The sequence below is a fragment of the Pseudomonas sp. genome (assembly GCF_040514055.1).
In the GTDB taxonomy this organism is placed as follows: Bacteria; Pseudomonadota; Gammaproteobacteria; order Pseudomonadales; family Pseudomonadaceae; genus Aquipseudomonas.
Window position 1 is genome coordinate 12,911 of the sequence record NZ_JBEVDL010000030.1, and the last position, 14,901, is coordinate 27,811.

Sequence of the window (14,901 nt, forward strand, 5' to 3'; positions counted from 1 at the left end):
CCTGTTCAACGCGTGCCGATATCGCCCGCCTGCCAGCGCGCCTCGCTGCTGGCCAGCGCCTCCGACAGGCTGGCGAGTGAGTCCGACGGCAGCTGCTCTGGCAATGGATCCAAGCCGACGCTGGCAAACACCTGACCGTAAGCGTTGCGCAATTCGGCATACGCCAGGTCGCGGCGCAAGTTGGCCTGCAGGTTGTTCAACTCGCCCTGGATCAACTCGAGTTCGCCAATGCCATCGGCCTTGCGGCGGTTGCGCAGCTGTTCGGCGATCTGCTCGTCCAGCCCCGCCAACTCCTGGCTGGTCTGGAACTGGCGCGTGGCCTCGTGGTAGTTGGCATTGGCCACATACAACTGGGCCAACACCGCCATCGACATGGCCTGACGCCGGGCCACTGCGACTTCCTCGCCCGCCTTGGCGACATCGATCGCCGCCGGACCCGACAACACGTTGAACAGGTTCCAGGTTACCTTGACCCCGTAGTCCGCCCAGCTCTGATTGATCAGGAAGGAGTTGCTGTCGTAGTGCCCGCCTGCGGAAAATTCCAGGCCCGGCAGCAAGCGCAGCATCGCCTTGCGCGTTTCGGTCGCGCCGATACGGGCCTGGTAGTCCTGCTCACGCAGCTCCGGCCGACTGGCCAGCGCCTCGCGCTCCAGGACCGCCATATCGACCTTGAGCTCCGGCAACGGATAAGCCCCGTCCGCCCCGGCCAAGCGTACTTCACTGCCGATCGGCAAATTGATCAGGGTCGCCAACTCGGTCTTGGCCAGCGACAGCGCGCGGCGCTGCTCCTCCAGCTGACGGGTCGCTTCGATCAGCGCCCGCTGATAACCCAAGGCCTGCACCGGGTCGCCGATACGTTGTTCGCTCATGCGTTGGCTGTCGCGGCGCGCCTGCTCCACCCGCGCCATCAGGCTGTCGATCTGCGTCAACAGGCGTTCAGCCGCCAGGGCGCGCCAGTAGGCCGAGCGCACATCCTGGGTGATGGTGTGCACGACCTTGCGCTTGCGTTCCTGCACGATCAGGCGCTGGTCACCCGCCTGCTGGGCGCTGAGGTAACTGACGCCAAAGTCCAGCACGTTCCACACCATCGTCAGGTCCGCCACGTCGCGATCGCGGTCCTGGGAGGTCGAGGGCTCCAACGATTCCTGGCCGGTCTCGACGCTGCGGCTGCTCGACGCGCTGACATTGCTGCGGCCGGCATAACCAGCCGAGGCCGCCATGCGCGGCAACATGTCGAAACGGCTAAGGTCGACCTGGCGCTGCGCCAGGGCTTCCTCCATCACCTTCAGACGGCCCTCGAGGTTGTACTTGATCGCCCGCGCCATGGCGTCATGCAAGGTCAGCGGGCCGCTCAGCGGCTCCTGGTCCTTGAACATGGAGGCTAGGTCACCTTGGACCCGCTGCTCGCTGGCACTGCGTTCGATCGGCTCGCTGGTCACCGCGCAACCGCTGATGGCCAGCGCCAACAGACTGACACCGAAAAACTGCTTGTTTATATTCATCCGTGAGCCGCCCCCTGGTTACGGCCTGTTCTTCTTATCTAAAACCCTTTGTGTGGACGTATCAGGCCGCGCTTTCGTCGGGCGGATTGTCGACCGATGGCGCGGCTGGCGCGAACTGGGCCAAGGCTCGCGCCAGCTCACTGACCGGGCGCGGCACCGGCAAGTCCCGCAATTGCTGGCCCAGGCTCGGCGCGCTGAAAATGCCGCGCAGCCCATCTTTTGCCTCCCCCCCGCCGCGTTGCTTGCCGCCAAAGGCGTTCAACGAGGTGTCGTACTGCGGCACGTCCTTGCCGAACACCGACGACAAGGTGCTGCTGCCGAACACGCCCGCATCGCCGCCGCCAAAGCCCAGGAAGCCGGAACCCGAGCCGTCACCGCCGCTGTCGCTGCTGGCGAACACCTGGGCGATAAAACTCGGTGCCAGGGCCCCGTTATGGATAAAGATGCTGCCCAGCGGCGGGATGCCACTGCCCAGTCCCGGGTTGTCGAACAGGCCCGGCGGCACCAGCGGCGACACCGGGTTGACCGGCGCAATGGAAAACGACGGTGCTGGCGGCAACGGTATGTCCGCTGGCGGTGGCAGGCCCTCGTTAGCCAGGAACTCCGGATCCACGGCCGGCGGCGGAACTGGCGGCTGGCCGTTCAGCACATAGGTTTCACCTGCCAGCCCCGCCACCAGATTGTTCCCCGCGGTATCGCTGATACCGCTGCCCACGGCATTCAGCACCAGGCCGAGGCTGCCGGCCCCAGCCAGACTGCCCACCGTGATCTGGTAGGTGCGGCCATCGAGCTGTACCACCGATTGCACCACGCCCGTGGCGCTGCCGCTGCCTTGCAGGCTGAAATCGCTGGCGTTCACTCCCGCCACGACTTCGTCGAACGTCAGGGTGTATCGCACTGAGTCAGCCTGCGCCGGCGAGGCATCGAGCCGCACCAGTCCCGTCACCGACGGGGCCTGGGTATCGACCAACACACCCGCGCCGGAGGCCACTCCATTGAGGGCCAGGGCCAGGTTCAGGTCCTGGCCCTGAAGGTCGCGCAGCACGCCGCCATTGAGCTGCAGCGCACTGCCCAGGGCAATGCCGTTGAGGTCCATGTCACCCGGCTGCACGGTGTAGCGAAATACCAGGGCAGAACTGCCCGAGCCGGCCACATAGCTGGCAAACACCGTACGCCCGTCCAGCTCCAGGGCCAGACGGGGCGTGCCGCCGCTGCTGTCGACCAGCACCGCCTCGTTGGTGTTGACGGTAAAACTCAAGACATCGCCCGCGTTATAGGCGCCGTTTGCGGGCAGCGACACCGACGTCACCGCCGCATCGCCCAAGGTATCGATCAGCACACCGTTGGTGTTGCCCAGGCCGTTGAGCACCAGGCTTGCCGGGTTACCCTGCACATCGGCAATGCGGGCGCCATTGAGCTCCAGGCTTCCGCCCACCACTATGCCGTTGCCGTCCCGCTGGCCGCCAGCCACTAAGATGCGGAACACCAGCGCACTGCTACCGCCCCCCGACACGTACCGGGCGAACACCGTGCCGCCGGTGTCCAGGGTCACGGCTAGACGCGGCACGCCGCCCGAGGTGTCGACCTCCACGGTTTCATTGAAGGTCACGGTGAAATCCAGGATCTGACCGAGCCCGTAGGTCCCGCTGGCCGGCACGGCGACGCTGAGCACCTGCGGCGCCGTGGCGTCGAAGCTGTAGGCCGCACCGCTGACACCACCGACCAGGTCGTTGCCGGCCAGGTCCTGGATACCGGTACCGCTGGCATTGAGGCTCAACTGAACGCTGCCCACGCCACTCAAGCCGGTCAGCGTGATGTCATACGTCAGACCGTCCACACTGCTGATGGCCCCCAGGCTGGCGCTGGCGCTGCCGGTGAACACCAGGCTGAAATCCGCCGCGGTCACGCCCGCCACCGGCTCGGAAAATACCAGGCTGTAGTGCAAGATTCCGCCCGGGCTGCTGGCACCCGGCGACAGGCTGCTGGGGGTGGGTGCCAGGGTATCGACCTGCACACCGCTGGTGTCGCCGACCGCATTGAGGGTCAGGTTCAGGTCGTTGCCGGCGGCATCGCGCGCGGTGCCGCCGTTGAGTTCCAAGGTGCCAACCAGGATGCCGTCGTTGTCGTTGTCGCCCGCTTGCACGCTGTACTGGAACAGCAGGGCCGTACTGCCAGAACCCGACACATAGTCGGCATACACCGTGGTACCGCCCAGATCGAGGGCCAACCGCGGTGTGCCGCCGGTGCTGTCCACCAGCACCGACTCGCTGGCATTGACCGTGAAGCTCAACAGGTCGCCGGCGTTGTAATGACTGGCGGACGGAACGGTCACACTGGCCACGAGGGGCGCCGCCGCATCGATCAACACGCCGGTGGTACTGGCCACGGCGTTGAGACTGACCAGGGTGGTATTGCCCACCGCGTCCTGCAGCGTGCCGCCATTGGCCTGGATCTGGCTGCCCAGGGCAATGCCCGTGCCATCGAACTGGCCGTTGCTCACCGTCAGGCGGAACACCAGGGCCGAACTGCCCGAACCGGACAGATAGTCCGCATAAACGCTGCCGCCGCTGTCCAGGGTCACGGCGATACGTGGCGTACCGCCCGTGGTATCGACCACCACCGCTTCCGACAGGTTGACCGTGAAGTCCAGGTGCTGCCCAGCCACATAGGTGCCGTTGGCCGGCACCGTCACGCTGACGACAGTCGCCGCCACGCCATCGATCTGGATTTGGTGCTGGCCGGCAATCGAGTCCGCACCTCCCAGGGCCGGCAAGGTGAGGACCGCGGCGTCGCTGGTGATGCTGCTGATGGTCGCGCCGTTGAGCGCCAGCGCGCCGGTGCTTTGATAATCCAGGTCGGCGCTGAGGTCGCCCGCCTGGACGGTGTAGCTGAAGGTCAGGGTATCGCTGCCCGAGCCCGACACATAGGTAGCCGTGCGGTCGACCGCGCCGGTTTCCAGCAGCAGGGTCGGCGTGCCACCGGTGGTGTTGACGATCACCGCCTGGTCGAAGCGCACCGTCACCAGAATCGAATCGCCCAGGCCATAACCGCCGTCCGGGTTGCTTACCTGCACGCTACTGACCAGCGGGTTCAACGAGGCCACGCCGATATTGATCAGGTCGGTATCGGTCTGGGCGCCACCGCTGCCCGCCAGCCCCAGGTCACTGGTGGTGATCTGCAGGCTGGCCGCGCCGTTATAACCGGGCGTTGGGGTAAAGATCAGGCCGTTGAGCGCGGTATTGATATCGGCGATGCTGCCGTCGAAGGTCATGCTGCCATCGTTGCTGCCGTTGCCGACGATAAAACTCAAGCCCGTGGTGCCGGGCAGTGTGATCAGTCCATTGCTGGCGTTGAGCGTGACCCGCACGGTGCCGCTACCGGCATCGATATCGCCGATGGCAATCAGGTTGCCATTGCCGCTGCTGAAGACCAGCGTCGCATCCTGGTCAACACCCTGGGTCGCCGGCACCTGGTTGACCGGCGCATCGTTGAGCGCGGTCACCGCCAACGTCAGGGTGCCGCTGTCGGTGAGGTTGCCACCGCTGCCGCTGTTGCCGCCATCGTCGATGCCGACGCTCAAGGTGACATTGGCGGTGGCGTTGCTGGCGGTGGTGAAGCTGAGATTCGAGCCCGCGATAAAGGCATTGATGTCCGCCACCGTACCGGTCAGGGTCAAGGCGCCACTGCCACTGCCCAGCACCGCCACCCCCCCGCCGCTGATGGCGGCCAAGGTACCGGAGGGGACGCCGAAGGAGACGGTGACCGGCGCGCTGCCGGCATCGGCATCACTGAAGCTGATGCCCGTTAACGACGTGCCGACGTCCTCGTTGACCCCGATCGAACCCGGCAGGCTGAGGGTCGGTGCATCATTGGCCGGTGTAACGTCCAGGGTGATGCTGCCATCCGCCGGGCCGGCGTTGGCTGCATCGCGGATGCGTGTGGCAATGGTGGCATCCTGGTCGCCGTTCGCCGCCGGGGTAAAGGCCACCGCGGCCAGCGCCGCATTGACGTCCGCCAGCGCACCCGTCACGGTCCACACGCCGGTAGCGGCGCTATAGGTGGACGTGGCCGAACCGAAGGTGCCAGTGGTCAGCACACCTGCCGCCGGGTTACTCAGGGTTAGGGTGGCGGTCAGGCTGTCGCCGCCGTCGATATCGCTGGCCAGGATATCGCCCAAGGCCACGTTGCCGCCCGGATCTTCGTTGTAAGTCACCGTCTGGGTCAGGTTGCTGGCCGTCGGCGCGTCATTGACCGCCGTGACATCCAGGGTCAGGGTGCCATCCGCCGGACCGGTATTGGCGGCATCGCGAATCCGCGTGGCAATGGAGACGTCCTGCGCCCAGTTCGCCACCGGGGTGAAGGCCACCGCAGCCAGCGCCGCGTTGACGTCCGCGACCGAGCCGTTCACGGTCCACACGCCGGTACCGGCGTTGTAGCTGGAGGTGGCCGAACCGAAGGTGCCGGTGGTCAGCGCACCCGCCGCCGTGTCGCTCAGGGTCAGGGTGGCAGTCAGGGTATCGCCACTGTCGACATCGCCGACCAGGATATCGCCCAAGGCCACGTTACCACCCGGGTCTTCGGTATAGGTCACGGTCTGGGTCAGGTTGCTGGCCGTGGGCGCGTCATTGACGGGCGTGACATCCAGGGTCAGGGTGCCATCCGCCGGACCGGTATTGGCGGCATCGCGCACCCGGGTGGTAATGCTGACGTCCTGCGCCCCGTTCGTCGCTGGGGTAAAGGCCACCGCGGCCAGCGCCGCGTTGACGTCCGTCAGCGAGCCAGTGACGGTCCAGACGCCGGTACCGGCGTTATAGGTGGAGGTGGCCGCGCCGAAGGTGCCGGTGGTCAGCGCACCCGCCGCCGTGTCGCTCAGGGTCAGGGTGGCGGTCAGCGTGTCGCCACTGTCGGGCTCCGTTATCACGATATCGCCCAGCGCCACGTTGCCGCCCGGATCTTCGTTATAGGTGATGGTCTGGGTCAGGTTGCTGGCCGTGGGAGCATCGCTGGCCGGCGTGACATCCAGGGTAATGACGCCATCCGCCGGGCCCGTATTGGCCGCGTCGCGAATCCGCGTGACGAGGGTGACGTCCTGGTCCCCATTCGCCGCCGAGGTGAAAGCCACAGCCGCCAGCGCCGCGTTCACGTCCGTCAGCGAGCCAGTGACGGTCCAGACGCCGGTGCCGGCGTTATAGGTGGAGGTGGCCGCGCCGAAGGTGCCAGTGGTCAGCGCACCCGCCGCCGGGGCACTCAGGGTCAACGTGGCGGTGAGGGTATCGCCACTGTCGACCTCGCTGATCAGGATATCGCCCAGGGCCACGTTGCCACCCGGGTCTTCGTTATAGGTGACGGTCTGGGTCAGATTACTGGCCGTGGGCGCATCGTTGACCGCCGTGACGTCCAAGGTGATAACGCCATCCGCCGGGCCGGCGTTGGCCGCGTCGCGGATCCGCGTGGTGACCGTCACGTCCTGATCCCCGTTCGCCGCCGGGGTAAAGGCCACCGCGGCCAGTGCCGCGTTGACGTCCGTCAGCGAGCCAGTGACGGTCCAGACGCCGGTGCCGGCGTTATAGGTGGAGGTGGCCGCGCCAAAGACGCCGGTGGTCAGCGCACCGGACGCCGCGTTGCTCAGGGTCAGGGTGGCGGTCAGGGTATCGCCGCTGTCGACATCGCCGACCAGGATATCGCCCAAGGCCACGGTGCCGCCTGGGTCTTCGTTGTACGTCACGGTCTGGGTCAGGTTGCTGGCCGTGGGCGCATCATTGACCGGCGTGACATCCAGGGTCAGGGTGCCATCCGCCGGACCAGTATTGGCCGCGTCGCGCACGCGGGTGGTGACGGTGACGTCCTGCGTCCAGTTCGCCGTCGGGGTGAAGGCCACGGCCGCCAGCGCCGCGTTCACGTCCGTGAGTGAGCCGGTTACGGTCCAGACGCCAGTGCCGGCGTTATAGGTGGAGGTGGCCGCGCCGAAGGTACCGGTGGTCAGCGCACCCGCCGCCGTGTCGCTCAGGGTCAGGGTGGCGGTCAGGGTATCGCCACTGTCGGGCTCCGTTATCACGATATCGCCCAGCGCCACGTTGCCGCCCGGGTCTTCGTTATAGGTCACAGTCTGGGTCAGGTTGCTGGCGGTCGGCGCATCGTTGACCGGCGTGACATCCAAGGTAAGGGTGCCATCCGCCGGGCCGGTATTGGCGGCGTCGCGGATCCGCGTGGCGATGGTGACGTCCTGGTCACCGTTCGCCGCCGGGGTAAAGGCCACCGCGGCCAGCGCCGCGTTCACGTCCGTGAGTGAGCCGGTGACCGACCACACACCGGTGCCGGCGTTATAGGTGGAGGTGGCCGCGCCAAAGGTACCGGTGGTCAGCGCACCCGCCGTCGGGGCACTCAGCGTCAGCCGGGCAGTGAGGACATCGCCTACATCGGCGTCGCTGACCAGAATATCGCCCAGCGCCACGTTGCCACCCGGGTCTTCGTTATAAGCGACGGTCTGGGTCAGGTTGCTGGCCGTGGGGGCGGCGTTGGGCAGCACGGCGGTACTGACAACGATATCGTCGATAATAAAAGCGATATCGGCATCACCGTTCTGCTGCACCACGCGAAACTCATCGATATTCTGCCAATCCGCATCCCCGCCATGATTGGTCGTCAGGGAGGTGATGACGCCACCGCTGGGCGCGGTGAAATCCTGGGACGCGACTATCCCACCGTCGCGGTAGCCCACCAGGCGCACCGCCGCCGCCATGATGTTGTTTTCCAGCTTGAAGGACTGCAACCAGAACTGCCCGCCATCGGTCGAACGGAATTGCGCGGCCGCCACCACGCCGAAATAGCCGTTAACGTTCAACGCCTGCCCGCCGCCCGTCGACACGATATTCGAGTCCGCGGCGTTGCCGGTCACATCGAGGTAACTGGGTGTACCGCTGGGGTCGCCCGGCGCATTGTTGCCGCCAGCATCGAGCAGCCTGATGGTCCAGCCATTGATAACCCGGGGGCTGTCACCGAAACTGCGGGTGCTGTCACCGTCACTGTCAGCCGTCAGGTCGATGCCGTTGAAGGTCTCGGTGGTGACCGCCGCCAGCAGGGCATCGAAGGCCGGCGCCAGGGCGTGGTCGGCCACCTGGCCAACCTGCCGCTCCAGCAGCCAGTCGCCGCCCAGGCGCGCGGCACCGGTGTTGTCGCTGGACGCCGCGACGTCCGCGCCGGTCATGCGGGCGATGCCCTCGAGCAAGGCCTGCCCGGCTTCACCCTCGCCGGTTTTGCAGCCGTACAGCAGGATATCGCCATCAGCCGCCAGTGCCGCGCCGATGCCCGCGAGGGCCTGGGCATGGGGCTCGAGGTTCTCGGCATGCAGCCAGCCGTCACCGACCTTGACCGTGCCTTCGGCGCCGTGGGACAGCAGGTGCACGGCATCGATGCCGCTGCGCCCCTGGAGGTAGGCGGCCATCTGCTGCACACCGTCATTCGCCGGGTCGAGTATCACCACTTCACGGTCAGCGGTGGCGGGCAAGGCGGCCAGCAGTTGCTGAAGGTTTTGCACCTGACCGTCGACGAATACCACCTCCTGACGCGGCTCGCCTGCAGGGGCCGGAGGAGTGGTATCAGCAGCGGGTTCGACCGGCACCTGCTCGGCTACCGTCGCGGCGACCGCGCCGTCGAACATCATGCGCGGCTCGAGGGAAAGGACCAATGGGCTGCGCGCTTGCGGAGGAGGGACTCGGACCGGGGCTTCTCCTTTACCGCGGAAAAGGTCGAGTAACTTCATGACATACCTCCGTGTAGTGCCGGACCGCATCAGTCCAATAAAGTTCTGAATCGCCACTATCGCGCGTTTTAACGACACTGGCAATTACCTATCACTGGACGCGACCAGGTGGTTTCACCCGGTCGTGCCCACGTCGCGCCTTAGTTACGCGACGGGAAGATCCCTTCCACGGCAATGATGAAATTCGTCCCCAGGTACGGGTTGCGAACGGGCAGTGGCTGACTGCCACCGACGGGGGCGGAGGTCGCCGCCGGTATATTGGCATTGCCGTTCAGGGTCACGTCGAAGGGCTTCAAGGTGTCGGTGGCATTTTGCGCGCTGTTGTAAACCGGGAACGGGCGACCGGAGTTGGCCGGCGCGGCCGGTACGGCGCCTACTGGCGAGGCGACAGTGGCCGTGACGGAGGAGGCGGGAATCGCCACCGCCCCCGTGGTGGAAATGGCCACCGCCTGCGCCGGCATCTGCACCGTATGTATCGGCATCTGGGTGGTCAGGATGTTGACGTGCTCCGAACCGGCGACTTCGCCCTGCACGACAGGGGTCAACCCCGGCCCCGGGCCCATGCCCACGGGACCGCGACCACGCATATCGGGCAAGGCGAAGGTGGTCTGGCCATTGCCGCCGTAGGTGGTGCCGAGCAAGGCGAACAGCGCACTGTTCTGGGAAATGCTCATCTGCTGCCCCGCGCAAAACATCCAGCCCCGTGGGGCGTAGTTGAAACCCACCATGCGAATTTCACCGAGAAAGGGTTCGCTCATCGTCTTACTCCTAGTGGTTTATCGTTGCGGGCGTCCAACGCCTGCCCGCACTCTTTGCCGATACGGCAAATCGGTCAGGCCTAAGCCAAGGCTTTTTCCCGGTGGAACACCGCCTCCAGGCAGGGGCGCTGCTCGACTACGGAGCGTACCGGCGTCAGCATCAGGTCCCACTCCTCCCCTGGCTGCCCACGCACGCGGTACTGGTCCTGCGGCAAGGCATGGCCCGTCGGCAGCAGAAACAGCAGGGAAAAACACTCATAGCGGGCGTTCATCGCCACCCCCTGGTCCACCTGGTGCAGCTCGACCTCCAGCGCCTGCTCGGGCCCCAGCAGCAAGGCGAACAGCCGGCCTCTGGCCTGGAGAAAATACTCGTAGCTGGGTAGGACTAACATGCGCTCTCCTTACGGTGTGCACGCGGTAGCGGCGCTGGAGGGGTTCCTCGCACGGCTTACAGCAGGCCTGCGCAGCTCCAGGTAGATATCGCCTTGCGCCACTGCCGCAAAACCCAACCGCAGGTACAGGCGCAGCGCCGGGTTGTGCCTTTCCACATGCAAACCCACGGCCAGGCCTTGGGCATCGGCGCGGGCCAGCAGCTCACCGAGCAGCGCAGTACCCAGCCCCGCACCGCGGTGCTCGGGCAGTAGCGTAATGTCGATCAGTTGCAGGGTGGTTTCACCCCAGAACAGGTACAGCCGGCCCATGGCTTGGCCGGCTCGCTCGATCAGCCAGAACTCGCCATCGGCAAAGTGTTCTTGGTAGTAGCGATGCTGCAGGCTGAATTGCTGCGCCAGAAAGGCGGCGATGGTCGCGGCGGGCCAGCCACTCGCGGCCATTTCGGCTGCGCGGGCGGAGGCATACAAGGACTGAAGAAACGCCTGGTCGGCGGCCGTGATGGGGCGAAAGGTCAGTGCGGCATTCGGCATAACAAGCATCCCTGCATATTCAGGCCGACCCGGAACAGGCCGCCACTCCAGCTTGTAGGACAATATCCTAGCGCATCGGGAACTTTTGTCACGTCTGTCAGTCCGGCCCGTCAGCGATAAACTCGCTGAAAGCCGTAGCACCGTGTTTTTGTCGTATGGTCAGTCCAGCCTTGCCGGCCGGCTGACAGCCCGTGTGCTTGGATGCAGGCCGATACGGGCTAATATGCCTCAGGCTGACGGCAGTAACGGCCTCCTCAATTTTCCTGTGTCTCGTCCTGCCTGGTTTGCCATGCCAGCTGCGCCAGTGCCCAGGCCAGATCGCCCTCCGGGCGGGACGCCGGTAGGTCCTGCAATTGCTGGCCCAGGCTCGGCGCGCTGAAAATGCCGCGCAACCCGTCCCGCACCTCGCTCCCGCCGCGTTGCTTGCCGCCAAAGGCATTCAACGAGGTGTCGTATTGCGGCACGTCCTTGCCGAACACCGACGACAAGGAGCTGCTGCCAAAAACCCCGGCATCGCCACCGCCGAAGCCGAGGAAACCTACGCCAGATCCATCGCCGCCGCTGTCGCTGCTGGCGAACACCTGGGCGAGAAAACTCGGCGCCAAGGCTCCATTGTGGATAAAGATGCTGCCCAGCGCTGGGATACCGCTGCCCAGTCCCAGGTTGTCGAATAGGCCCGGCGGCGCCAGCGGCGAGACCGGGTTGACCGGCGCGAGGGAAAACGCAGGCGCTGGCGGCAAGGCTGCATCGGGCGCTGGCGGCAAGCCGTCGGTGATCTGGAACTGCGGATCCACCGCCGGTGGCAAAGGTGGCTCGAGGGGAGGCACGGGCGGCTCGACCGGGGGTACAGGTGGCTCGACCGGCGGCACGGGTGGCTCCACCGGCGGCACAGGCGGCTCCACCGGGGGCACAGGCGGCTCCACCGGGGGCAGCGGTGGTTCAATCACCGGGACGGTATCGATCGCATAAACGTTCGACGAGGTAGCGCCCTGACCGACATTGCCCGCCAGGTCGGTCACGCCCACATTGGCGAGCGCGATGACATTCAGGGCATCGGTGGTATTGACAGTCGGTGTCAGCAACACCGTCCAGGTGATGCCACCGTCACTGGAACTGACCGCACTCAGGGTGCCGTTTTCGACCGTCAGATCCGCATGGTCGAAGCCTGTCACCGCTTCCGAGAAGGTGATGGTCACCAGCGAGGCCTCACCCGGCATCAGAAGGTTATCGGCCACCACGATGGACGCCGTCGGGCGCAGGGTATCTATAGCGTAGCTGTTTGAATCGGTGCTGCCGATGCCGGCATTGCCGGCGCCGTTCTGCACCCCGGCGACGTTCAGTGCAACCCGGTTGCTGCTGTCGGCGATGCCCGGGCCAGGGGTCAGCACGGCCGTCCAGGTGATACCACCGTCCGTGGACACGACGTCACTCAGGGTGCCGTTCTGGACGGTCAGGTCCCCATTGTCGAACCCGCTGACCGCCTCGGAAAAGGTGATGGTCACTACGGAGGTTTCACCTATCGCCAATGCGCTATCCGCCACCACCAGGGTCGCAGTCGGCCGCAGGGTATTGACTACAATGGCGTGTTGACCGGCGATGGAATCGGCACCGCCGGTGGGCGGCAGGGTCAGGAAAGCATCGCTACTGGTGGCGCTGCGTATCGTCGCGCCATTCAGGGACAAGGCCGCCATGGACTGGTAATCCAGGTCGGCACTGCTGTCGCCAGCCTGGACCCTGTAACTGAAGGTCAGGGTGTCGCTGCCGGAACCGGACACGTAGCTGGCTGCACGGTCGATAAGGCCGGTCTCCAGCAACAGGGTCGGTGAGCCACCGCTGACAATCACCGCCTGATCGAAGATGACAGTCAGGGCGATAACGTCCCCCTCCCGGTAAAGTCCGTCCGGGCTGCCGGACTGGACGGCGATAACCAGGGGGTTCAGTGCCGCGACCGCGATGCTGATGGTGTCGCTGTCGGTCTGAGCGCCACCGCTGCCGCTCAACCCGAGGTCGTCGCTGACGACCTGCAGGCTGGCGGCGCCGTTGTAACCCGGAGTGGGCGTGAAGAAAAGTCCATTTAGCGCGGCATTGATATCGGCGAGGCTACCCTCGAAGGTCATGCCAGCGTCGGCCGAACCGCTGCCGACGAGAAAGCCCAAGCCGCTGGTGCCGGACAGGGTGACCAGCCCATTGCTACCCGTCAGCGTAACCCGGACGGTACCGCCGCCTGCATCGACATCACCCACACTGATCCGGTTACCGTTGCCGCTGCTAAAAACCAGGACCGCGTCCTGGTCCACCGCCTGACTACCCGGCACGCCATTGACAGGGTTGTCATTGACCGCCGAGGCCATCAGCGTAACGGTCTCGCTGTCGGTCAGGTTGCCGCCGCTGCCGGTATTGCCACCGTCGTCGAGGGCGACGGTCAGGGTGACGTTGCCGGTGGCATTGCTGGCGGTGGTGAAACTGACGCCGCTGGCGGCGATAAAGGCGTTGAGGTCGGCGAGGCTGCCGGTCAGGGTCAACGCCGGGCCGCCACCACCTACGAGCACGCCGCTGCCGCTGGTCGCGGCCAGCGTGCCGGAGGCCACGCCGAAGGTGGCGGTCATCGCGCCGCCAGCGGCATCCAGGTCGGCGAAGCTGATCCCGGTCAGCGCGGTGCTGACATCTTCGTCGACACTGATGGAAGCCGGTACGCTGACCACCGGGGTATCGTTGACCGCGCTCACTTGCAATGTGGTGGTGTCACTGTCGGTCAGCGCGCCGCCGGTGCCACTGTGACCGCCATCCGTGATGCTGGCGGTCAGGATCACAGCGGCGCTGGCGTTGCCGGCCGTGGTGTAGCTAACGCCGCTGGCGGCGATAAAGGCGTTGATATCGACGAGACTGCCGGTCAGGGTCAGGGTCGAACCGCTGCCGCCGATGGTCACGCCCCCTGCGCTGCTGGCCGCCAGGCTGCCGGACGCGACGGCGAGCGTGGCGGTGACCGAGGTGCTGCCCGCATCGATATCGCTGAAACTGATGCCGATGATGGCGCTGGCGACATCCTCGGTAACACCGATAAACGCAGGCACACTGACCTGAGGCGCATCGTTGATGGCCGTGATGTTGATGGTGCTGGTCGCGGCCTGGCTAGTTTGTGCGCCCGCGCCGTCGGAGTTGGCGTCGGTGACCGTCCAGCTAATGGTGCGGCTCGCCGAGCCACCTGCGGGATCGCTGGAGCCGCTGGAAAACGTGACCGAGCGCAACGCAGCCTGGTACTGGGCCACGCTGGCGGAGCCCGCGAGGGTCAATACGCCGGTACCGGCGTTAAAGCTGCCGGTAATGCCGTTCTGACTGGTAAAGCCCAGCAAGTCACCGGTGGTGTAGCCGGCACTGATGCTGACCGCGGCGCCGCCGAGCTGACTGTCGTCGGCGTCGGTGACGGTCAATAAGGTATCGAGGGCGCTGGGGCCGCCGTTTTCGGTGTAGGCCAGTGTGCCGCCGGCGCCCAGCACCGGCCGGTCGTTGATGGCCGTGAGGTCGATCTGGCTGGTCTCGGCAAAGCTGCTGCGCGCCCCGCTGCCACTGGCATCGGCGTCAGTGACGACCCAGGTCACGCCCCGCGTGGCCGAGCTGGCGGTGGGGTCGTCCGCGGTGCTGGCAAAGGTCACCGAACGCAGGGCCGCTTCGTACTGGGCCGTGGTGGCAGTACCGGACAGGGTCAGCGCACCGGTGCCCGTGTTGAAGCTGCCGGTGATACCGTTCTGATTGGTGAAGCCCAGGATGTCACCGCTGCTGAAGCCGCTGCTGATGCTCGCCGTGGCGCCGACCATCTGCAGGTCATCGGCATCGGAGAGGCTGATGGTCGCATCGATCACCGTGGCGCTGGCGCCCTCGGTGTAGGCCAGCGAGCTGCCCAGGCTCACCACCGGCGCATCGTTTATACCGGTGATGCCGACCGTGACGGCGGACAGGTTGCT

The 14,901-nt window shown here is 65.9% G+C and carries 5 protein-coding genes and 1 pseudogene; all 6 read right to left on the reverse strand.

All coding sequences use genetic code 11. The annotated features are described in order from the left end of the window. Positions 1 to 5: 5 nt before the first annotated feature. Positions 6 to 1,502: a TolC family protein gene (locus tag ABWY06_RS07595; RefSeq protein ID WP_353924958.1), complete on the reverse strand. Its 1,497-nt coding sequence runs from the start codon at positions 1,500 to 1,502 to the stop codon at positions 6 to 8. 61 nt (positions 1,503 to 1,563) lie between these two features. Continuing rightward, positions 1,564 to 9,162: a DUF4347 domain-containing protein gene (locus tag ABWY06_RS07600; protein WP_353924959.1), complete on the reverse strand. Its 7,599-nt coding sequence runs from the start codon at positions 9,160 to 9,162 to the stop codon at positions 1,564 to 1,566. 239 nt (positions 9,163 to 9,401) lie between these two features. Continuing rightward, positions 9,402 to 10,019, reverse strand: coding sequence for a phage tail protein (locus tag ABWY06_RS07605; protein ID WP_353924960.1), 618 nt, complete (start codon positions 10,017 to 10,019; stop codon positions 9,402 to 9,404). An 80-nt stretch (positions 10,020 to 10,099) separates the two neighbouring features. Further along, positions 10,100 to 10,411 (reverse strand): DUF6916 family protein, encoded by a 312-nt coding sequence (locus ABWY06_RS07610; protein WP_353924961.1) that lies wholly within the window; start codon positions 10,409 to 10,411, stop codon positions 10,100 to 10,102. 9 nt (positions 10,412 to 10,420) lie between these two features. Continuing rightward, positions 10,421 to 10,942 carry a GNAT family N-acetyltransferase gene (locus tag ABWY06_RS07615; protein WP_353924962.1) on the reverse strand — a complete coding sequence of 174 codons (522 nt, stop codon included), beginning with the start codon at positions 10,940 to 10,942 and terminating at the stop codon, positions 10,421 to 10,423. Between the two features lie 953 nt (positions 10,943 to 11,895). Further along, a pseudogene (locus ABWY06_RS25875) lies at positions 11,896 to 12,516 on the reverse strand (Ig-like domain-containing protein); the annotation flags it as partial. Positions 12,517 to 14,901: the final 2,385 nt, after the last annotated feature.

Bases quoted from the DNA above. Each gene is read 5' to 3' on its own strand.
- ABWY06_RS07595 (WP_353924958.1), bottom strand. From the start codon at position 1,502: ATGAATATAAACAAGCAGTTTTTCGGTGTCAGTCTGTTGGCGCTGGCC.
- ABWY06_RS07600 (WP_353924959.1), bottom strand. From the start codon at position 9,162: ATGATGTTCGACGGCGCGGTCGCCGCGACGGTAGCCGAGCAGGTGCCG.
- ABWY06_RS07605 (WP_353924960.1), bottom strand. From the start codon at position 10,019: ATGAGCGAACCCTTTCTCGGTGAAATTCGCATGGTGGGTTTCAACTAC.
- ABWY06_RS07610 (WP_353924961.1), bottom strand. From the start codon at position 10,411: ATGTTAGTCCTACCCAGCTACGAGTATTTTCTCCAGGCCAGAGGCCGG.
- ABWY06_RS07615 (WP_353924962.1), bottom strand. From the start codon at position 10,942: ATGCCGAATGCCGCACTGACCTTTCGCCCCATCACGGCCGCCGACCAG.